Annotated in this window: 19 protein-coding genes; 2 read left to right on the plus strand and 17 right to left on the minus strand. The window is 37.8% G+C overall.

Annotation, left to right across the window (positions count from 1 at the left end):
* Positions 1 to 117: 117 nt before the first annotated feature.
* The 17 genes from J2Y37_RS05500 to J2Y37_RS05580 all read right to left on the minus strand — a co-directional run bounded on the left by J2Y37_RS05500 (position 118) and on the right by J2Y37_RS05580 (position 18,604).
* A complete protein-coding gene (locus J2Y37_RS05500; RefSeq protein WP_349032142.1) occupies positions 118 to 990 on the minus strand; it encodes a phosphoadenosine phosphosulfate reductase family protein in 873 nt (290 codons plus the stop codon).
* A complete protein-coding gene (locus tag J2Y37_RS05505) occupies positions 980 to 4,462 on the minus strand; it encodes a P-loop NTPase fold protein (RefSeq protein WP_349032143.1) in 3,483 nt (1,160 codons plus the stop codon). Before J2Y37_RS05505 ends, J2Y37_RS05500 begins: the two co-directional genes overlap by 11 nt.
* The gene (locus J2Y37_RS05510) at positions 4,455 to 5,360 is read right to left on the minus strand and encodes a DUF4007 family protein (protein WP_349032144.1); all 906 of its coding nucleotides are present in this window, start codon (positions 5,358 to 5,360) and stop codon (positions 4,455 to 4,457) included. Before J2Y37_RS05510 ends, J2Y37_RS05505 begins: the two co-directional genes overlap by 8 nt.
* Positions 5,361 to 5,496: 136 nt before the next feature.
* Positions 5,497 to 5,787: a hypothetical protein gene (locus J2Y37_RS05515; protein WP_349032145.1), complete on the minus strand. Its 291-nt coding sequence runs from the start codon at positions 5,785 to 5,787 to the stop codon at positions 5,497 to 5,499.
* Between the two features lie 5 nt (positions 5,788 to 5,792).
* Positions 5,793 to 6,026 carry an AlpA family phage regulatory protein gene (locus J2Y37_RS05520; protein WP_349032146.1) on the minus strand — a complete coding sequence of 78 codons (234 nt, stop codon included), beginning with the start codon at positions 6,024 to 6,026 and terminating at the stop codon, positions 5,793 to 5,795.
* 96 nt (positions 6,027 to 6,122) lie between these two features.
* On the minus strand, positions 6,123 to 7,019 hold the full coding sequence (locus J2Y37_RS05525; RefSeq protein ID WP_349032147.1) for a hypothetical protein: 897 nt from the start codon (positions 7,017 to 7,019) through the stop codon (positions 6,123 to 6,125).
* A gap of 131 nt (positions 7,020 to 7,150) precedes the next feature.
* Complete coding sequence (locus J2Y37_RS05530) at positions 7,151 to 7,369, minus strand: hypothetical protein (protein ID WP_349032148.1); 219 nt, start codon at positions 7,367 to 7,369, stop codon at positions 7,151 to 7,153.
* Positions 7,370 to 7,755: 386 nt separating this feature from the next.
* Entirely contained in the window at positions 7,756 to 8,877 is a 1,122-nt protein-coding gene (locus J2Y37_RS05535) for a lambda-exonuclease family protein (RefSeq protein ID WP_349032149.1), read from the minus strand.
* Positions 8,878 to 9,019: 142 nt separating this feature from the next.
* Positions 9,020 to 10,075 (minus strand): DUF932 domain-containing protein, encoded by a 1,056-nt coding sequence (locus J2Y37_RS05540; protein ID WP_349032150.1) that lies wholly within the window; start codon positions 10,073 to 10,075, stop codon positions 9,020 to 9,022.
* Positions 10,076 to 10,118: 43 nt separating this feature from the next.
* A complete protein-coding gene (locus J2Y37_RS05545) occupies positions 10,119 to 10,418 on the minus strand; it encodes a hypothetical protein (RefSeq protein WP_349032151.1) in 300 nt (99 codons plus the stop codon).
* Positions 10,419 to 10,531: 113 nt separating this feature from the next.
* Positions 10,532 to 10,903 carry a hypothetical protein gene (locus tag J2Y37_RS05550; protein ID WP_349032152.1) on the minus strand — a complete coding sequence of 124 codons (372 nt, stop codon included), beginning with the start codon at positions 10,901 to 10,903 and terminating at the stop codon, positions 10,532 to 10,534.
* A gap of 169 nt (positions 10,904 to 11,072) precedes the next feature.
* Complete coding sequence (locus J2Y37_RS05555; RefSeq protein ID WP_349032153.1) at positions 11,073 to 12,200, minus strand: hypothetical protein; 1,128 nt, start codon at positions 12,198 to 12,200, stop codon at positions 11,073 to 11,075.
* Positions 12,201 to 12,209: 9 nt separating this feature from the next.
* Entirely contained in the window at positions 12,210 to 12,476 is a 267-nt protein-coding gene (locus J2Y37_RS05560) for a hypothetical protein (RefSeq protein WP_349032154.1), read from the minus strand.
* Positions 12,476 to 13,558 carry a hypothetical protein gene (locus tag J2Y37_RS05565; protein ID WP_349032155.1) on the minus strand — a complete coding sequence of 361 codons (1,083 nt, stop codon included), beginning with the start codon at positions 13,556 to 13,558 and terminating at the stop codon, positions 12,476 to 12,478. The genes J2Y37_RS05560 and J2Y37_RS05565 overlap by 1 nt, the downstream gene beginning before the upstream one ends.
* Before the next feature lie 497 nt (positions 13,559 to 14,055).
* Positions 14,056 to 14,943, minus strand: coding sequence for a hypothetical protein (locus J2Y37_RS05570; RefSeq protein WP_349032156.1), 888 nt, complete (start codon positions 14,941 to 14,943; stop codon positions 14,056 to 14,058).
* A gap of 73 nt (positions 14,944 to 15,016) precedes the next feature.
* Entirely contained in the window at positions 15,017 to 15,988 is a 972-nt protein-coding gene (locus J2Y37_RS05575) for a hypothetical protein (protein WP_349032157.1), read from the minus strand.
* Positions 15,989 to 16,237: 249 nt separating this feature from the next.
* Entirely contained in the window at positions 16,238 to 18,604 is a 2,367-nt protein-coding gene (locus J2Y37_RS05580; protein WP_349032158.1) for a hypothetical protein, read from the minus strand.
* Positions 18,605 to 19,293: 689 nt separating this feature from the next.
* On the opposite strand from J2Y37_RS05580, the gene xseA reads away from it, so the two are divergent.
* Together xseA and xseB are read left to right on the plus strand one after the other, a co-directional pair.
* Positions 19,294 to 20,553 carry an exodeoxyribonuclease VII large subunit gene (gene xseA, locus J2Y37_RS05585; protein ID WP_349032159.1) on the plus strand — a complete coding sequence of 420 codons (1,260 nt, stop codon included), beginning with the start codon at positions 19,294 to 19,296 and terminating at the stop codon, positions 20,551 to 20,553.
* Positions 20,546 to 20,740 (plus strand): exodeoxyribonuclease VII small subunit, encoded by a 195-nt coding sequence (gene xseB, locus J2Y37_RS05590; RefSeq protein WP_349032160.1) that lies wholly within the window; start codon positions 20,546 to 20,548, stop codon positions 20,738 to 20,740. The genes xseA and xseB overlap by 8 nt, the downstream gene beginning before the upstream one ends.
* The last annotated feature ends 42 nt before the right edge of the window (positions 20,741 to 20,782 follow it).

The following is a 20,782-nucleotide window of genomic DNA, read 5'->3' on the forward strand; positions in this document are numbered from 1 at the left end:
AAATAAACAAAAATAAAGGCAGAGGTTCAGCAGCCATTAAAGATAGCTTCCATTTGCTACCTGATATGGCTTTTTAGATGAATAACTCAATGCATGAATCTAAGACTAGTAACTTTATTATTTATAACAAGTCACACATGCCCCCGCACCCTCCATATCATCATAAACAGCATCTAAATCAACCATTTCAATTAATTGATCATCATGCAGAGCGTTACGGCGTCGCTTTTTCTTAAACTTCTCAAGCTTCTGTTCATGATCCGCATTTATTTGAGCCACACGCTCAGGATCTTCAAGCGTACTTAGAGGTGTGTTTTTTCCCATCCAGTAATATGTTTCACCATTTGTAGATTTTTCGTCAGATAGCTGTTTCTCATAAGCCTTAGCTTCTTCAAATTTATCGGGATGACGCTCCTTTAAACGAACCCATTCAATTTTTCTTTGATAAAAACAAAAGGTACATCCACTCCTAGAGCGCCATTCATAATACTTTGGCAGCCCTAAACCCGTTCCTTCTAAAATATTTATAATATCTTCTTTAACCAAACCATCGTCAGCAAACGGCATTTTTGTCGTTAAGAACTTTTGTGTCGGTACATAACCTTCACGCCATGGCTCATCAGCACGAATACCCACATAGCTTATGATTTCATAACCTTCATCTAAAAATGGTTTCACCCATTTTTCAAATGGAACCAATTTCATTTGAACAGTACACCAACGTTGGTGCCCTGATGGTAAAAAATGGTTGTATTCTTTCAACCAATAGTCGAAGTCTTTATCAGATCCTAAACGTAAAATTGATTTACCCAAGTAAGCTTCTAACTTATTTAAATAATCCATGACTTCTGGAAGTTCTTTACCTGTATCTGTAAAAAAATACTCAATATCCAATTCAGGATAATTATCTCGCATATAGACAGCTAATGCCGCACTATCTTTTCCGCCAGATAATCCTAAAACATGCTTAATTGGTTTTTCAGCCTTCATGTTTTCCCTCCTTGCCTATTGGATACAAATAGTTCCTCAAGAGTTGATATAGAACAATTGCTTTAGCATCATCACTCAATTCGATTAAGTTAACTTGTTTACTGAGCTCAATCTCGACACTATTCAACTTAGTCTGAAGTTCGGGTTCAATAATCACATTCCTATTGTATTCTTCTAAACCATTAACAGTATTCACGATAATCGCTAAAGATTTATGATCTTCATCGGAAGCAATCTTAGTCTTTTTAGCAAAAAAACTTAATTGTTTAAAACGTTGCACGTAACTCGGTAAAGCTTCAAAAGCTTTTTTCAAACTATCATCACTCCAATCTCTCTCTGGAATCTGGCCAAGCAAAGTAATCATATTACTTATCCATTGCGAAGAGTCATTTGAACTATTTGATAAATGCTCCGCAAACTTTTTCATTTTCCAATCTGCGGCAGATCTGCTTACAGATTTTGCTTGCTCTAGAATATCAAATGTAATATCACCTAGCTCTTTAAAGAGGCATTGTTCAAATTTTTTGAATAAGTTAGCCTTAGCATTTTGAATACTAATAAAAAAATCTGAAAGATCAGAACGAATTTGAACATCACTTCGCTTATTCACATCTAACAAATCATACATATCTTCAAATAAGAGTTTGTAAGGATCATCAGCTTTCACAATAAAAGCTCGGAGCTGTTGAACCTTCTCTTCAAAAAAATCTACATCTTTTGAAAATTTGACCCAATTTGATTGTTTGACAACATATGAAACAATAAAACGAGCAGCTAACAATGGTGTTTCATCGATATCTATTGAAAAGTTAGAACTGATACTTTGAGCTACCAGTTGGATAAAGCGATCCTTTTCTTCAGGCTCTTTAACAAATTTTACTGCAATCTCATTTGGACGTTTAACTAATTTATTTACAAACTCTTCATCCATTGAACTGATAAAACGAAAATCTTGTGTAATATCCTGATCATAAAATGCTAAGGCTTTTTCTTTAGCTAACAATAAGGCTAAACCAAAAATTGGGAGTAATCCTTGGGGTATACCAAACGGAGGTTTAGCCCAAATATCATATAAATCAGCAATTTTGACTAAACTTTTATTTGATTTAAATAAGGCATGACCAACCTCCATCATTTCAGTAACAAGTTTCAGGTTAACCTTCGTATGTGGATTATTTTCAATGTCATACTTAGGGATAACAAAAGCCCATTTGTTTTCGCCTGCTTGATACTGATGTAAACCTAACTGCTTTAAGCAAGAAAGATAAATTGCTTTCTCAGGTGGAAACTTTTCAATATTCAGATTTTCAAACTCATTACTTTCGAGCATCTTTTCTAATAATTTTCTTCGACCAGCCGCTGCTGAGCTAGAAACATCATGCCTTACAACTAGTTCATTTGAAACTGTTGGGCATGCAAAGAATATTTTATCGGCAATTTCAGAAGCAACCATAGACAATGATTTAGATAGAATTTTTTCTCCAGAAAAATACCAATCAACATGTTCAAATGATTGTTGAAATAAAGAATCTACCTGCTGATACGCATAATTTAGTCGTTGCTCGTACTCCTTCTTAGCAACTGGATCTATCATTAATTTGGGCTGATCCCTATAAATTTCCTTTAAAGCGAAAATCTCTTTAGACCAATTCAAAATTTCACTTAATTTTTTAAGCTGAGAAATCAATATATTAGGGTGCTGAGAAGATATTTCTGCAAGTTGCTTAGAGTTTAAAGCTTGCCCAGTAATTAATACAAAATGTGCAAATGCTTTTCTATTTTCTAAAGTATCACTATCAATTAAGCTCTTCAATCCTGAAATATCAGAGACTAAATGTTGATCCATCCAACGTATAACACCTTTCTGCTGATAGTGTCTTTTCGCTAAGATAGAATTTCCCTTATAATCAATATGTTCGAAATAACTTTGTTGAGTACTTAAAGTTTGCAGCTTCTCTTCTAAAAGTTGTTGAATATTTAGTTCAGACGTTTCAACAACTTCATAAGAATCTGTACGATTCCAATAGGTTATAACACCCCAAGATTGCAAATTGTTTAAACACTCATCAAGAAAGTCTAAGGAGGCTGCCGAAGTAGGCAAAGCATTCGCTATCAATTTTTTTGTTGGATAAACCCCCAATGGCTTTCCAAACAAATTCATCATTGCGACGGCTTTAACAATATTGAAATATAATTGATCTAAATTAATATTTTTATTGATTTCTAACTTGTTCATCTGCTTACTCAGTAGAGTAAGCGACTCTTCAACAACACTCCAAGAATGCCCCTCTTTAGAACCTAAAATTTGATGCTGTAAGTTATGACTTAAATAATCCCATAGATCAACAATAGTGTAAGTTTTATAATACTCAACATCCGCTTCTAAAAACTTTCTAAAACTTAAGGGCTCAACAGATAAAAGAAAACTGAAAATACTACGTTCATTTTGGCTAAAACTACTTTTAGCAATAGCGCCAAGCAAAATTGTAGTCAATGGATGTAAAGGTAAGGCATTGATAAAATATTGTTTAATTTTAGGGCTGCTTTCAATTAATCTTGAGCTAATTGACAACATAGCATCATCAATTAGTCGTTCATTTAGAATGACAACAGGATTAGGAATTTTATTCTTAGTTTTTTTAATAGTTTTAGAAACTAAAGCCACAGATTCATCTAATGAAATTCGATATGCAATATCAACATATCGCCCTTGAATTTTAGCCCACTCTAATGCAATTTGATGGCTTAAACCTTTCGCATAATCAGAAAAGGCCTGATGAAGAACTCCTAAAAATAGGAAAGGACACTCTTTTGTAGAAAGCCTGTTAATTTTTTCAGATAACTCCTGAAAAAGATGTAAATCACCGCTATTTCGAGCAATATGATCTAATAACTTCCCCATTTCATCTAGAATGAAAATGCTGCCAGATATTTTACCATCAAGAGCACGGAAGACTTGATCTATCCATGCGATTAGCTGTTGTTCAGTTTTAATTTCTTCAAATAAAAAAAACAAATCATCCTGAAGGAATTCAATCAGTTTTGCTTCTTCTAAGGCTTTTAAAATAGATTTATAAAATAACTCTGCCGGAGAAGTCACCCCTCCTACAGCTTTAACTATCAGCCAAGGTTTTTCGTCATATAACTTAAAAGAATTGTCCAACTTTTTAAGTAGTCTTTTATCATTCACCAGATTTCGTGCTGCACTTCGTATATTATCATCCTGATGCAGCAAACCTGTTAAAACAGCAGCTAAAGTAGATTTTCCTGTTCCGTAACTACCTGTTAAAGTAAAAGTTGACTGTCCAGAAGAAGCAAATGAATCAATAATGGTTTGTAAAGAATTATAAGCTGTTCCATGAAAAACAACCTTGTCAAAAAACTCTTTTGATATATCTGTATCAAGTCGTGTAGATAAAAGATGATTAACGTGAATTTGATAATAATGATTCAAATTTTCTACTTTAGTCATTTTGAATTTTCCCACGATAAATATTAGCTAAGAGCTCATTTAAATCAACTTCATTAACTTGATCACAAGCTAGACTTCTCATTCCCAAGGTATCTGTCCAATTAAAACGATCATCTATTAGTGCACACTGATTTAGAAAATAATCAACCGCCGCATTATTCAAACGAAATAGTTTTCCAGGGCTTCCTGGGTTAGTTACTACACTATCAACACTGATTGTAGGTGACTGACTAAAATTCTCTTGCCAGAAATCAACTAAACAATATAAAAAAACCTCTATAGGTAAATTTTTTTGCTCAAGTAAGTCTGCTTTAAATTTATGTGATTCAATCTGATAAATAAAATTTAATTCATTCAAAGGAGAAACAAATGCATCCTCATTCAACTGCTTTCTACTCAGTCTTTTTGCATAGCACAGCACAAAGCAATCAAAATCTTTTTGCAAAGTTGCTAGTGAGGGAACTTTAAGCCCTGCTGACTCTAACCAATTAACCAAATCACTAACTAGTTCATATTTATCAAACACTTGCTTATTTGAAAAATTAAAATACCAACGAGAAAAAGTTAGATCATTAAAACGCTTTTGAATAAAATAATGTAACAGCCAAGTAGATTCATTTAATTCTAAAAATAGGTCATAATTTTCAAAAATTTCACCCAATCTTGTTTCATAACCTATTTTATTATTCTCTTTATTTTGTAAAGGAACTAAACCAGAAATCTCGGCCCAATATTTAATACTATTGACCATGTTTTTCCCAACACCCAACTCCACAACCTGTCTCTCAACATCTTTTTCATTTAAATTCAACAAATTATAAGCTTTATTCAGCCAACCATAACGCAGAGCAAAAGTTTCATGCCCTGAAAAATGTAAAGTAAAATTAGTAGAATTCATTTGAAGATGTTCACTGGAGAGTTTTCTCCAGTAACTCTATCTGTTCTTACTTTAAGATTCAAGACTTTCATACTTTAAAGCGACAAGTATTGTCACCTATTTTTTCAACTAAATTATTGAAAAAAAAGAAAAACCACTAATGGTTTTTCTTAATTTCACAGATCGCTTTATGAAAAACTAAATAAGCTTTCATTGCAAAGGCAATACACTTATTAGTATCCACATCTACGATCTGCACTCTTTCCAATACTTTATGATCATCAATTGCAAATAACTCTAGTTGACGACCGTTCAATCTAAAAACGACTTTGTAGCCATTAAATGATTTTTCTACAAAATGCTGCATGAGAGTAAAATTGTCATACTTTACTAACCAACTCTCAATGAAGATTTTAATCACTTCATCATTTAGATTATCTTCGATCATGAAAATTACTCCAACCGTTGTTCCAACTTAGCCTCAATCCACTGATTCACTTCCAAAGCAGACCAACCAATTCGTGATTCACTTAAACGAATTGGTTGAGGAAATGTAGGATCATAATATTTTGAGTTCACATTAATCATTTCATATAGCTTGGCACGACTAATACTTGTAAATTGAATAACCTCTTTGATATTGATAATTTGATGCATCTGAAAAGTTTGACCTGTAAACGCATTCATGATGTTTAACTCCTAATCTATGATGCGAGCGGTATTTGCTCAGATAATAGGTCAGTCCAGTAATTTTTTAGGGAGTCTGAGGTTGTCCAAGCATATCTAATTCAATGCTTGGACCGACTGCTGCAAGCCTTTCTGAATATCCTGTACATCAGTTAAGTCATGAGTCTGTTGATGTTGCGGTGAGTTGGATTCATCAGTGTAAAACTCTTCCACAATATCCAATCCCTCCTCTCCTCCTACCTCAAAACTGGCATTGCCATAGCCTTGCCGTGCCACATGATCTAAAGCCTCCTGATAAAAGCCTGATGCCTTACTTTGTTCATCAATTTGTTTGGCTGAGCTAATCGCATCTTTCAAGTTAGTGCCGTCTCGTAAAGTTAAATCCACGTAATAGATTGGGGTGCGATAGCTTTGCGTGGTGCTTTTACCTCTCAAAGTGAGTTGTAACGGTAAACATGATAGTAAATCACCTGATGCTGCATGGTAGTAGCGAAGTCGAGCAACCAAAGTACGGATGCTATTAAATCCTGTGGTTCTAAATATGAAGGTACCCAACTCATCTGATTCGTCTAAATTGACGTAAAGTCTGCCGTAGGGTTTACACAGTCCGCCTTGTGCCAGTGGGCATAAATCAGGGGATGGGCATGGATGTTGTTCAATCCCATTTTGTCCAAGTCGCTGACAAGTTTCTCCATTGCCTATACAGATGGGTCGTCCAGTTTGTCGGTCGAATAAAGTGTATTCAGCTCTTAAGTTAAGTTCGGGATCATTAAAGATCATCCGTACTGGAATGCTTCTGAGTTTTTGATTCGGTGCTTTAGCTCGTAGCTGTTCATCTAGTGGATGTTTGACCCAACCATCTTTATTTTGGATCTGACTGGTAATGGTAAATTGATCATCCTTTTCAGGCAGTCGTTTGCCATTCTTTTCAACCATCTTGCCGATACTAATCCGTCCTAATATTGGCGGGGTAATTGCGAGACCTTTAATCATGATGCTATCCTCTTTGGAGTTTAAAAGGTTCAGCCATAAAAAAACCCACGTCCTGCAAGGGCGTGGGTTTTCTTTTTTAGAAGCTGTTTGTGTGAGTTAGCTTTGTATCAACAGTTAACTTGCATCAACGATTAACTTGCATCAACGATGTCGATTAAGCGATAAATACGTCCGTCTTTTGGGTTTTCGTAGAGCAACTCCATATTGGGACGAAGTATCTCACCTTCAATTTCAATATGCTCGATACGTTTGAATAAAGGAATGTCCTGCGCATTGGCCTTGCGAATAAAGGCGATGGCGAGATTTTCCGTTTCAAATTGGTCCTTTACTTTGATTTGTATATTGTTCATTGCAATAACGTCCATTTTTAAATTAGAAATAAATACACGGCTGCGCTAAGTTGTGAATGATGTGATTGCCAATGAGTGCCTAAGGCATAGCAATAAAAATGAAATTAAAAGCAGCCGTGTTGTAAGGCATATCGATTCTAATCAAGAATCTTCTGCAAAGTATTGTGAACAGCAATATGGCAAATATAAACGAGGCTTGTCGATCAAAGCGTTGTAAGCAAACATTTAAAAGCTGATTTAAATTTCTAAAACAACAACTTAATCTAAAAACCATGCAGTTCAAAATATAAAAGTATGACTAAAATCATGCCTCCGAATTCAAGACTTTGATGGTATTGGTCATACTTTCTTATTTTTAAACTTAGCCATTGTGGATAATTGTCGATTTATCCACCATTCGGATAAATCTGAAAGCGCCGTGTTCCTGCTTTGGTTTGTGGGAACTGCTGTAGAAATTCAGGGTGTTGTTTAAGGAGCGATTTACTATCTAAGCTGATCGAGTCCTGTGCTTTCTTCCATGTCACTGATCCCTCTATAAACACTGCACGTTCTGCCTCTTTCATCATCATTTGCAGTTGATGCTTCAGTTCATCAAAGTATTGCTGGTGTTGTTCCACTTTATGCCGCTCCTCCAGTAATTGTTTAAATAGATAGTTAGCCTGTTCATTTTGAGTGAGGTCTTCAACTGACAGTGGGATATGTTCAGGATAGAGTTGTTTTAACGCTTTGGCTGCGGATTCAGAGGCATCGACACTCGGTGGAATGCCTGACTCCACACATTGCCAGAAGTGACGTTCGGCATTGATGATGTGTTGGATCACGGTTTCATTGCGAGTCACTTTAAAAATCTTGGTTTCATGTCCACAGATCAAAGCACAGATATGTGCGGCTTGTTTGCCTGTCACCGCCAGTTGGTGTTGCACTTGGCACAGTACATACAGCGGCACGCCATCTCGCCATAATTTGGCGCCATACTCCCCAACGCTTTTACACTCCAATACTTGTACCTCATCGTTACCCACCACGGCATAATCTAAATTGGCGAGCATAAAGTGTTTGTCTTCATCGGGGTGTTGTAGCACTGCATTGACGCGACGGACTTTATGGTTGGTGTGCAGGCTGTAGCATTCAGCAATCAGGGGTTCCAATTGTTTACCCCAATATAAAGGTGCGTAACCTGTGCTTTCATCTTCAATATTTTGTTGCATGCGCCCTGTTTTAATCATCCACAGTTCCAGCATCGACATATAGGGATTCAGTCCACAGGCGGTGGCTGCATCACTGCTGCCAATGCCCTGTTTTCTGAGTTCTTGCCATTGTTGGTAATTCATCTGCTTGGTATTGGCAAGGCGTTTGGCTGAAGGCAAGCGAGCCGTCTTCTTGGGCATGCGTTTACTACGAGTTCCCACTTCCACTGTTTGGGTTGCGGTTGGTGAGTTGAGATTGGGTGAATACGGTTGTAAGGGTGGGTTGTTTAAGCTGTGCCGTATTTGAGTATTACTGTTCATGGTAAGTATTCCTGTTTTTATTGAGGTATTGAGAGGTGTAAAAACTGAATTTCAGGCATAAAAAAAGCCACATCTGGAGAATGTGGCAAAGCGTTATTAAATTATTTATAAACCTGAAATGAGCATTGGGCAATGGATTAATTTAAACCACCATTCTCAGTGCCTGTTCTAGTCCTCGTTGTTTAATCGAAGCCCCCGCCCCAAACCAAGCTGAATCAAGTCGATGGTCGGTACTCATGGCGCGACGTTCATGATCGGTGAATTCAGTAATGGCGCAGAGTAAGCCATAGGCGGTGTCTTTGGCTGAGCTGAGTTCTGCCCCGCGCCCATGTCCGTTGAACATAGTCATCACCTTAGACATAGCTCGTCCATTTGGTTCGGTTTTATTGTCACCTTTGATGCTGCTTGATTGTGCAACTTTAGGCATTGCCGAATTTCGATAGAATTGAATCAAACGATCATCCTGTTCCGCACTGCTGAGATTACTGTTGTTAAACACTGCATCAAAGTAGGCTGCGGCTTCTTGTTGGGTGACTTTTCGTTGACTCAGTTGTTTCATTTCATACATGTGTTCATCCCATGCCCGAACGGAAATGCCCAGTTGTTGTTTGACTTTGTCTGCATCGAACTTGGTGCTGTGTGGGACTTTGACCACACCAGCACTACCTTGTTGTCCTTTCAGCGCAATCGCTAAAGTATTGTTACACACCACCCGAATCGAGGTGAATTGCGCTGTGGTGGCGAGTGTCCCATCACAAGCAGTTGCGAGAAGAATGTAGCCATTGCTGACATCTTTGCCTTTTAAAGCTGCACTCTGTCCTGTGCTCGCCAATGCCCAGAATTTCTTACCACCTTTCAGCACCCCTGCGGTTTCCAGTTCAAAGCCTGATTGTTCGGTTAAGTCTCGGTAGAATTCTAAAATCTCTTTAGGTTGCACTTCCTGATAGCGTTGGCTCACCACCGATAATGGTGCATGGGTATCAGAGCGGTATAAAACTCGTTGTTCCTGATACGGTAAGATCAAGTTTTGTTGTCGATGGTTTTCTGCCATGTAATTGACATCTGAAGATTCAATGCGCCAATCCATGCCAGCTTGTTTCGCCCAGACTTCAATCGGTTGATTCGGGGTGAGCTGATTACCGAGTCCATGCCAAGGGGTTTGTCCCACGTATGCCATGTTTTCAATTAAATGTGCCATGAGTTTGATTCCTCTATATAAAGTAAAAACAGTGATTTAAAAATTAAGTCGCCACCGCAAAGTCGCATTGACAGTTCAGGCAGTGATAGTGTTGAGCTGTACGGTAGTGGCGATAGAAATAATGCTGACTGACCATGAGTAAGGTTCCCCCAACGACGATACCAATCAGTCCGCCGATATAAGGTGGGATCGCTGCGGCTTTGGCGAGTTTGAAACCCAGTGTGGCGAAACTTAAGGGGGAAAAGGTGTCGATGATTCTTTCGAAATACTGAAAGTTATTGGTCCGCTGTTCAGTAAGAACCACCCGTTCAGAATTGCAGTAAGGACAACGTATCGTAGCCATGCATCTGGTCCTGTGGTGGGATATGAATATTGACGGCATAAAAAAGCCATGCCCTTGGTGGGCATGGCTGTTATGTCGGTCTGTTGCTGTGTTTTGTTCAGCAGGTTACTGTGTTATTTAAAGCTATAGCTGGCTGCACCTTGATCGGTTTCAACATCGACTTTGACTACGGAGTTAAACGGACACTTGAGGTATAAGCGTAACGATTGTCCGATCTGAAAATGCTGCGGAAATTGAACCTCTATTTCTCTGTCGAATTTTTTCGTGTAACTACAACGTCCATTATTCACATTCACTTTGGTCACAGAGATCGGCGCTGAATCGATCGAACGAATGGTGAGAACTGTATGGTATTTACCATATACCCCTCCGACCAAACCAGGATAATATTCTTCATTCAAATTCAGCTCAAGTTGGTTTGGATTAAGACCACCACTACATCCTGAGATCAGCAATGGGATGGAGAGTAATGAAGAGAGCATCATTATTTTGAATTTTTTCACGTTTATATTTCCTATATTGATTTCGCTTTATTGGTGCATCTCCAACCAGATTGTGGTTGATGTGGAGATGCTGCTTCATAGCGGTAATATGTATTTGAAATTTGTTTATTCTTAAAAAACGTTCCCGTTTAAATAACAGTAAGGCTGCGTTTTAATACGCGCCTAGATAGTCTTTGAGATAGTCTCTTGCCTGATTCAGTTGCATCGCCTGCTGTTCAATGAGCTGACGTACCGAGGTCGGCAATTGCTGGTATTTGTCAGGATGAAACTCTGCCATCTTTTTTCGGTAGGCTTGCTGCACGCGATCTAAACTGAGTTGTTGTTGATCGAGGTCCAAGAGCTCGCAAGCGTGTTGAACATTCATGCCACTTGTTGGCTCAGGCTCAGAATGATGATTGCTTTGCTGTTGCTCATCTGAACTCAATACCTCCCTCAGTAGATCATCGATCTGTTGACGGGTCAGTGCCAAAGCATCTCCCAGTTGATAGAGAAAGTTCATCATTTCTTCAGCGGGATATAAGTTAATCGCCATCAAACGTAATGCCTGTACCATCAGTTCTGCCTTGGCGGTATAGGGCATGTTGCTCCCCCAACTGATGACACTCTGCCAAATTTTGGTCCACGGCTTACAGATACCGCGCTGTAATTGCTGTTGAAGATATTGTTTTGCAGGCTGCGGAAAGCGTTGAAACTGTTCTGCAAGATATTGGTCGCTTTCGGGCTGACAGACTGGGGTTTGATATAAAGCAAAGAACACCATCACATCAATCACCCCTGTCATAGCTGGTGACAGTGATGCGGAGTGCGATTGCTGGTTTTGTCGGCTTTGGCTTTGGCTTTGGCTTTGGCTTTGGCTTAAAGCCTGTCGGGTATTCAATAATTCACGCAAGCCCAAATTTAAGTGGTGTGTAGTTTCTTTATTGATCTGAGTGAAACGGATCATCCGATTGCCATTGATGTCTAAACCATAGCCAAAGAATCCACCGCTGACATTAATGGTTTTAATATATTCAAATAAAAACATGTTGCTGTCTTCAAAAGATTCTTTGGTATAGATGCCTCGCTCAGTCAGACACAGTCCAGCCTTGGCACTGCCAAAGACCGTGTCATCAATCAGCATCAATACATCCGAGAGCACAACTGAGACAGGAAGATAGCTTGCTGCTCCTTGTAGCTTCTGCTCTGGAATATGCGGTGCAAGATAAACATTGGGATCATGGATCAGTTGTTTAAACCACATCGAGTTCTGCATACAATCTTGAAATGAGGTATAGCTCATCGTATCCCCCTATCCAAATCGCTTTTTGATCGCACAATGTTGAAGTGCGGCAATGTTTGTCTCGTAGTAATCTTTTGGCGGTACTTGTTTCTTGTACATCTCGTTCAGGTTCTTTTTTCCATAAGCCGCTTCAAGTTTTTTATAAGCACAACTGCATACACCTCGATCACCGACCGCTTTACGGCAGTCTCGTTTAAATTCAGATTCAGCCCCTCTAGAGCAAGCACTCAGAAGTAGCCCTACTCCAATAACCATTAAGATGTTTGTTGTTCTCATCAGTAAACTCCCTCCTCAGGCTCTGAAGGCTCAAGGTTGGCTTCAGGCAGTGTGGGCGGTTGCTTGGCTTTGGAGTAGTAGCTGCTTAATCCAAATTTAAAAGGAAAAGCTTGATGTAAAGGAATACGGTGTTGTTGCATGGTTCCTGCGACCAACTCACCATCTATTGTTTCAAACTGCTTTACAGTGACCACATCAGGCTTGAACTGATAAACAACACTATAAGAAGCTGGGTAAATAATTCGATCCAAGGACAATTGTTGATTGTGATAGTTAAAGACCAATCCTAATTTGCCCTGTCCCGTTGATATAAAGGCGTCATAAATATCCCTTGCCTCGTTCGAGGCAATCGACGTAACAATACTAAATTGATGCACCTTGTTATGTTTGCTACGACTTGAAGGTTCACGTATATACGAAGCTGTTAGATATAAGGTTTGATTTTCTGCATCATAATAAAATCCATCTTTTTCATCGTCGGATTTTGAGGTACTAAACATCAAAGGATGAGCCAGTATATTCAGTGCTGCTTCCAATTGTTCTAAATCAATCGGCATCTGGGAGGTTAGTTCTTGTAAGCGTTGTAACCGCTGCTCCACCCGTTGTTGGTATTGGGCTGTTGATTCAAAGGCGTCTTTGCTTAAATGATGTTCGGTCTTTAAAGTCCTCATACGGTTAATGATCAAATCATTGGCTGTAGCAAATAGACTATTTCCAGCAAATTCTGACAATAGATATTGGGGCTTAGACTGATGGGTTCCAAAGACCAATATTTGGTTGGGTTTAAGCGATAAAACTTTACGTATAGATTGACGTCGGGAATCGGGTTCCCCTAAATTAACAATGAGTTGTTGTACTGCACCAACATCCTCTTCCTCCGCCATTGGTGTTAATGCTGCAACTTCAGCAGCATCTACAATGACGGGGCTTTGTGTCTGATGTGATAGACGTTCACTGGAGTTTGCAGATGGTTTTGGCTTCGGTGCAACGACTGCTTCTTGCTCAGGTTCCGATGCCGATGAGCAAGCAACAAGCACACATGAGCAAAGCACACTTGCCATCAAAAAACGATAGGTATACATAGGGATAGTCCCCCCATTTAAATAAGCGCTATTTTTTTAAGAAATTGTTTTTAACTTTTTATTAGACGTAGTGATGCCTTAGCGTCGGTCTAAACAAAAAAGTAAACGCATATTAAGATCAGGGAACTGAACGATGAAAGAGATTTTAGTACGCATGGCGGACTCCTAGATGTAATAGAAGTTCTACCAAATCACTGTCAATTGATTATGGTGGCAGAACGAAAGAGGGTTGACAGACTGGTCATCTAGTACCAGCACGCGCGAACGCGTCCCCCTCCCGTTCTACCGCAAGGGGGACGAGAAGGTTTCGCACAAGTCATACTCAGAAAGAGCATGGACCTGATACGCTAGATGAACGGTCTGTCAAAACCGACTGGCAATGTAGGCCAGCACGGAAAGGATAATCTCCCCTCTACCTGCCGTCAAGCAGGTAAAGGAAGAGTTAATCTCTTGATGTTGAATCGATATGCGATAAATAACGCATCCCCCCTTAAAGATTAAACTCTACTGATCTTCACCTGATATTGTTTAAAACCTTTCGGCCATACTCTTAAACGAGGCGCATGATCCGCTACATTGAGGGAATTACGTTGCATGATGCTTTCTAAGTCATCACAAGTATTTTTATTATCTTCAAAGATTTTATCCTCATCCTGTAAATCTTGATCAAACACAAATCCCAGTGAATAAGTTGCGTTAAACCATAAGCGTCGCAATTCTTCAAACAACGGAACCGTATTGCTCAAGAGATGGCGATTAAAGGTAAAGAAGTAGGCACACATATACTCCTTTCGCTCAGGTACTCGGAATACTTTACGATAACGATGTAAACAACCAACTTTAAGTAAGGGCATTGAATCCATCGCTTTTTCAAAGCTTTTGATATGCTCATCTAAGTCACATATTGAAATCTCACGAATATCGTCAGGTTGATAAGCACAATACAATTTTAATGTCGTCAGATGATGTTGATGCAATGTGATCCGCTCAAATTGTTCGATATAGCGTTGTATTTGCTTGGTATGTGCTTCATCGATGGCTTTGATCTTCTCTAGAAAATCGACACTCGTAAATATGGTATATAGCTTATCCACAATCACTGGCATGATCTGCTGAATATCATGGCTATTTCGATGATGGAGAAATTGAATGCCTAATTCCGTCTTTGCCGCATGATAGCAACCCACCAATGTCGTAATCCATATATCAAACTCAAGATCTCGGAATAGCATTAATACATTCCACTGAGGCAATGTTTCAATAAACCGCTGAACCCACTGCGCCTTATCAAAGGTCTGTTTCTCGAATCGCGCCTGTTTATAGAATTTGTGGATGTCCTGTTCTAATACAACCACATATTCATGTTCAATTTGATGATGACTCATGTAAAGCTTCCTATGTCGTTATGCATAGGAAGGTATTCACTGTATTTTTTTATTGTCTTTCGATTGATGAGGCTTATTGGTGACTACAGGCAAAAGCATCAAACCCAAGCGGCTTGATGCGTAAGTATTGATTATACTTACTATCTACACCGATCTTAGCCAAATATGGCGCAACAGAATTAAATAATAAATCGAGTTTACCCGTATCTGTCCGCTCAACAATCTGACCATTAATATTCCAACGAGCAGCATAACTTTCCTTCTCAGGCTGATGTTGAGATAAATAGCCTCGCCCTGTTGTAATTTTCTCCCAAAGCAAGCTCGCTGCTGTCCTAAAGCGATAATCTATTCGATGATACTTACCATCTAGGATTACGAGAAAATGGGTATGAAAATGTCCTTCTCGCGCTCCTTGCTCTGTCACTCGTGCATAAAATAGAATTTCCATTTCTTGTTTATTCTGATCTCGCTCACTTAGGATAAAGTTACGATGATTCTTCATTTCCTTTGTAAATTGATGTAGATGTTCAGACATTTCCAGACTACTGATATCACCTACATATTCACGGTGATAATACAACTCAAATCGTATCGGCAATAATCGTGATTTCTTCTCAACTAAAGCGTTCAGTTTTATCTTAAGCTGTTCTATACGCTCTTTTTCCTGATAAGCCTTATCATATTTTTTACGCTTATATCGAGGAGAAAGTAGACCTTGAGCCACATCAAATAGAATCTCTGGCATATTGCGATACAGGAACCCTTCAAAGTGACCAACGTTCTGCCGATCAAAATGTTTAGACCAGCATTGAGCAAATAGTGCGATACGAGGGCAATAGTCACGATCAGGTAAGTTGAGTAACCAATACCACTCCCGAGATGCACCAATAAACTCACTGATCCAATTCGAATACCTTATATAATTTCTTAACTGAACTTCCGTCGTATCTAGTCGAACCTTTCTACGAAGTTGAATTTCAAAACCATGTAATAGACAATCAAATATTAGTGCAATTTCAGATTCAAAGAGGTCTATGCTTTGCATGAGGACATCCCTATATTTGGTTAAAATCATAGGAAGGTATTCACTGTATTTTTTCATGCATCTTGATCTGTAACATCAAGATGCATTTTAAGTTTTAAAGATATTCATCGATCTCTATCAATCAATAACAAAACTAGACTCCAACACTCTATTGATATGAAATACATACACTTAGTAAGTATTATATTATTTATATATTATAAATATATGCACCTTTAGGTTTTATAAATTCCATCTATTTGGGCTAGGCTAGGTACTCGATTTTTCTCCAATATCCGTATTGACTTCAAACTTTTTTAGCTGAGATTTTGGCTTTTTCTTTCTTGATTTATATGAAGATAAGCCTTTAATTACACGCTTCTTTTGGTCATAAGGTAGTGTGACTAAATAAAACGATTTATGACTTAAGTAATAGAACCAAACCTTAACCACATCCATACTCTCTCCAATTGAAGTATCCCTTGGACGGAGTACCTCTGACAAGTAAGTTGTACAAAAACTGGTTACGATAGGTTCAAACGTTATATGATTTTTACTATCTTGTTGAGCATCATTAAACTTCATCTGATTCCGTTGCAACTTATGGAAAACATAATCAATAAACTCTTGTCTTGTTGCTATGTCATGAGCATCAATCGAAAAGCTCAGTGTAACCTTTGAAGTGGAAATATCTTTATTCTTTTCAAGAATATCCACCCCACCTAAATAAGCGTAAATTTTTTTTGATTCATCTTTCATCAACTGATCAATTGTTTTTCTGATTGTCTCATTAATGAAATGAAGGTTATTCAATAAGTCGTCGCAATGTATCTTGAAACTGCAAAGAATATTGATTCCTTTAGTTGCCTTAGTTATGACCCAGTACTTGTTATATTCTGTCTCAGCTTTACGTTTCAACTTTTTCTGAGCGTTTAAATATTCAGCTAACAATTGCTGTTGATTCTGAGTTTCATTGAAAAGATGGTGTAATAAAGTAAGCTTCAATTGTTCATCATATGAAAGTATCTTCTTTTGGATCACAAGTCGATCAACTGTTTCTTTAAATGTTAAAATTGAAGAGTTGAAGTAATGCCTAAGTCCTTGGACAAATCTCCACCTAACCGAGTACAGGTCTACTCCTATCACTTCGCGATAAGAAGACTTTAGCTGTTGTATCACTACATAGGAAACTGTAACTCGTAAGCTAAATATCCAACCAAACCGACCAAACAATCCATGCAATATCTTGTGAAAACCATCTAAACTCCTAACAACTCGCTCGCTTAATCGACCTAAATCATTGGTCAGATGCACAGTCCCATCATCATTCACTTGAAACGGTTCTTGTGACCATGTCATCGCTAAATATGCAAATATTTCCAAGTTGACTAATAGATTTAACTCTTCTTTTGTAATTTCTAGAAACTCGTTTAAAAATAATGCATACATAAGCTGTATATTTTTGATTTCTTTTTTTTCAACGCTTTTTAACTTTACACCTTTCAAAAAATCGGATGTTAATCCAACCAATGAGCTTGAAACAGGTGTATGAGGTTTCCTTGGTTTTGGAGGACTGGAGGACGGAGAAGACTCAAGTAGCTTAGCATTATGTGACCGACCAACATCCCCGAAAGAATGAATACATTGATAGTCAGAAATTTGGGTAACGAGAAGTTGAGGAAGGTTAACAAGATAGTTCAACGTAATAGATATAAAATCTCGGTATTTATCATTATTTTTACTAATGATACCAGCAGGTAGTTTTGAGAAACGTACCCCTACACCCATGTTGCTATTTAAATCACGCGGACCTAACCGACAATAAGCACTTTGCCATAAATTATGAATTTCAGATTTAAGACTCGACATCGATTGGCTAGGATCATTTTTAAAAATAAAGGCTCCTGAGACATAAAAGTTATGGTTAATTCCAAATTGTAGATGACTAAATTGTGCTAGCAAACGAGTATCTTGATCCAATGCGCTTATGAATTCACTGTAATGATCTAGACATGATTGCCTAATATTGTCGCCCCTAATTGTAATATTATCTGGGAGATAAAATAAATCTAGACAAATAACTTTCACAGACTTCGTATATCGAAAACATTCATCGAATTTCCCCTTCCATCCCTCCAGTCCTTCATCCATAACGGACCACAAACTATCTAAGCAATTCTCTCTATATTCCTTAATAAAATTGTATGTATCTTCTTTCTTCATGGAAGAATTAAATCTAAACACACTCTCATAAAACTGATAAAACCATGTATTAAAACTTGCAGCAGCAATCATAAAACAATCATAATCTAGTTTTTTTTCATAAAAAGAGTGAAGTAAAGTTCTATTTTCGACACTAAAATTTTGAAAGTAACTAGCCCTATAATCTAACAATTTTTGATGTGTCATATATAAACTATCAGGTTTAAAATAATAATTATAAAAATAATCAGATAAAAACTGGTTTTGTTTCTCCGTCGTTTCCTCACCCTCTTGCCATCTACAATTATAGCTATAAAGCTCTCTAATCAGCGTGATGAACTCACCATTCACCTCTGGCGTTTTGAGTTCAAACATAACCAGTATTTTTTCTATTTCTTGTCGTCTATCCGCAATAGTTCTTTTACTTAATTCCATAATTCTATCGACTAAAAATGCACTAAAACCCCAGCCACCTTACCACATATTAAAATTTTACACCCTATCTTCATTGTATTAAAAATATGAGACTATCACTTTAAATTCACTACGTTTTTATCACTACAAATTGTTGATCTGAAAAATTAAGCAAAAAAAAATACCTCCCCAGATTTTTTCTAGAGAAGTATTTTTTAAAAATTTATTAAAAATACAAGTTAGCAGAAATAAACAGTTGAATTATTAAAATCTATCTTTCCAACTACATAAATCGCACTTTAAGATTATTTTAAAAGACCTACGATACTTAACACCTTATAACCTATACGCCAATCACTTTGAAAACATCCTTAAAGCAACAAAATAAAATTCATTTAACTCATTAACACCACTCCCTACTCTTAAATTTAAAAATCATCATAATTCGTTAAAACCAACTTACAACCATACTCTTTCATCTAAACAATTTACTAGTTCAATTTTTTAAATACTATTCCATCACCCCTACAAAAATAAATTAATAATGATATTAAATTTTTTCTAATCAATCATAAGCCCCAAACTTATCAATGTATTTATATTCCACCCTACACAAAAATATTAATCATAAGTTTAAGCCCGATTTAAAGATTTGTTATAGCGTCTTTCTATTGCTACTATACAAAGTCAGCACACTAAACTTTACTTCAATGTCTCCACCTCAATTATCCCTTAGCGACTACTTATCAGCAGTCCAAGAAGTCATTCGCATGACCTTCGATGAGCCTGTTTGGGTAAAAGCTGAGATTCGGAACTTGAGTATTAAAGGTGGACATTACTATCTAGAGTTGGCTGAAAAAGAAGAAGACTCTGACAAAGTGATTGCGAGTTGCAAAGCAACGATCTGGAAATTCACTGCCGTAAAAATAGTTACGAAGTTTGAGCGTGAAAGTGGCATTGAGCTATCAAAGGACTTAAATGTTCTGATTAAAGTCAAAGCTCGTTTTGATCCCCAGTATGGATTTTCAGTCAATATTGAAGAGATCGACTCAAGCTTTACCCTTGGTGATATTGCCAAACGCTACCAACAGATTCTTGCTCGATTGACCAGTGAAGGCTTAGTCAATCTGAATAAATCACTCCCTGCACCTTTTGATATTGAAAATGTATTAGTGATTGCACCAGAGAACGCTGCTGGTTTAGGTGATTTTAAGAAAGATGCTGATGCTCTGAATAAAGCTGGGGTTTGTCACTTTGTTTATCATACAGCGACATTCCAAGGTAATACTGCCGCTAATAGCATTATGGACTCTTTAGGCTCAGGTCTACGCCAATGGGCTAAAGATTACGTGATACCGCCTGACCTTATCGTGATCATTCGCGGTGGTGGTGCAGTAAATGATTTGGCTTATTTAAATGACTATGAGCTTGCAGCCCTGCTCTGTAAGCGTAGAGTCCCTATTTGGGTCGGTATTGGTCATGAAAAGGATCGAACCATTTTAGATGAGATTGCCCATCGTTCTTTTGATACCCCAAGCAAAGTGATTGCAGGTATTCGTAATCTAATCTCAGAACGCACTCAAGATGTGTTGGATTCTCTGCAAACAATTAAATTACTCTCTCAACATCAGATTACAGCCTATCAAAGCCAAAATGATCAGTTGATGAATAACATCCGAACCCATGCTCAGAATCAACTAAACGTTGCAAATAAGAATCTCGACTTAGTTAAATCAACCACGCAATATTTTGCTCAGCAGCAGATTAAACTTGCATCGACACAGATTGAATCTTTGATGCGTGAGTCCTTGTTACAGAATCCTAGAAATGTTCTGGCAAAAGGCTATGCTATTGTGCGTCATGAAGGCAAAGCAATCCGTTCTATTCATCAAGCTAGTTCATCAATTTCGATTGAAATGCAGGATGGGCATATACACGCCAACGTCAGTGAGGTAATCAGTAATGAGTAAGAAAGAATTAAGCTTTAAAGATGGCTATGAATTACTAAAGAAGAATGCTGCTCTGTTAGAAGTTCAAGAAGAACCTGACATCGATAATCTAATGAAAATTGTCGAAGAATCCATGTCAGCGTACAAAGCCTGTAAATCACGTGTGGATGCCGTGCAACAAGCTTTGAATGAGACGTTTAAGGAATGACCCTATCCTCTTCAGTACTATCAGCTTATGGAGGTAATACAC

This window comes from Acinetobacter sp. 3657 (genome assembly GCF_031456775.1).
In the GTDB taxonomy this organism is placed as follows: Bacteria; Pseudomonadota; Gammaproteobacteria; order Pseudomonadales; family Moraxellaceae; genus Acinetobacter.

Coding starts and splice junctions, on each gene's coding strand:
- xseB (WP_349032160.1), top strand. CDS start 20,546: ATGAGTAAGAAAGAATTAAGCTTTAAAGATGGCTATGAATTACTAAAG.
- J2Y37_RS05565 (WP_349032155.1), bottom strand. CDS start 13,558: ATGTATACCTATCGTTTTTTGATGGCAAGTGTGCTTTGCTCATGTGTG.
- J2Y37_RS05570 (WP_349032156.1), bottom strand. CDS start 14,943: ATGAGTCATCATCAAATTGAACATGAATATGTGGTTGTATTAGAACAG.
- J2Y37_RS05535 (WP_349032149.1), bottom strand. CDS start 8,877: ATGAACAGTAATACTCAAATACGGCACAGCTTAAACAACCCACCCTTA.
- J2Y37_RS05525 (WP_349032147.1), bottom strand. CDS start 7,019: ATGATTAAAGGTCTCGCAATTACCCCGCCAATATTAGGACGGATTAGT.
- J2Y37_RS05550 (WP_349032152.1), bottom strand. CDS start 10,903: ATGATGCTCTCTTCATTACTCTCCATCCCATTGCTGATCTCAGGATGT.
- J2Y37_RS05545 (WP_349032151.1), bottom strand. CDS start 10,418: ATGGCTACGATACGTTGTCCTTACTGCAATTCTGAACGGGTGGTTCTT.
- J2Y37_RS05500 (WP_349032142.1), bottom strand. CDS start 990: ATGAAGGCTGAAAAACCAATTAAGCATGTTTTAGGATTATCTGGCGGA.
- J2Y37_RS05530 (WP_349032148.1), bottom strand. CDS start 7,369: ATGAACAATATACAAATCAAAGTAAAGGACCAATTTGAAACGGAAAAT.
- J2Y37_RS05555 (WP_349032153.1), bottom strand. CDS start 12,200: ATGAGCTATACCTCATTTCAAGATTGTATGCAGAACTCGATGTGGTTT.
- J2Y37_RS05580 (WP_349032158.1), bottom strand. CDS start 18,604: ATGGAATTAAGTAAAAGAACTATTGCGGATAGACGACAAGAAATAGAA.
- J2Y37_RS05515 (WP_349032145.1), bottom strand. CDS start 5,787: ATGATCGAAGATAATCTAAATGATGAAGTGATTAAAATCTTCATTGAG.
- J2Y37_RS05520 (WP_349032146.1), bottom strand. CDS start 6,026: ATGAATGCGTTTACAGGTCAAACTTTTCAGATGCATCAAATTATCAAT.
- xseA (WP_349032159.1), top strand. CDS start 19,294: ATGTCTCCACCTCAATTATCCCTTAGCGACTACTTATCAGCAGTCCAA.
- J2Y37_RS05540 (WP_349032150.1), bottom strand. CDS start 10,075: ATGGCACATTTAATTGAAAACATGGCATACGTGGGACAAACCCCTTGG.
- J2Y37_RS05510 (WP_349032144.1), bottom strand. CDS start 5,360: ATGAATTCTACTAATTTTACTTTACATTTTTCAGGGCATGAAACTTTT.
- J2Y37_RS05505 (WP_349032143.1), bottom strand. CDS start 4,462: ATGACTAAAGTAGAAAATTTGAATCATTATTATCAAATTCACGTTAAT.
- J2Y37_RS05575 (WP_349032157.1), bottom strand. CDS start 15,988: ATGCAAAGCATAGACCTCTTTGAATCTGAAATTGCACTAATATTTGAT.
- J2Y37_RS05560 (WP_349032154.1), bottom strand. CDS start 12,476: ATGAGAACAACAAACATCTTAATGGTTATTGGAGTAGGGCTACTTCTG.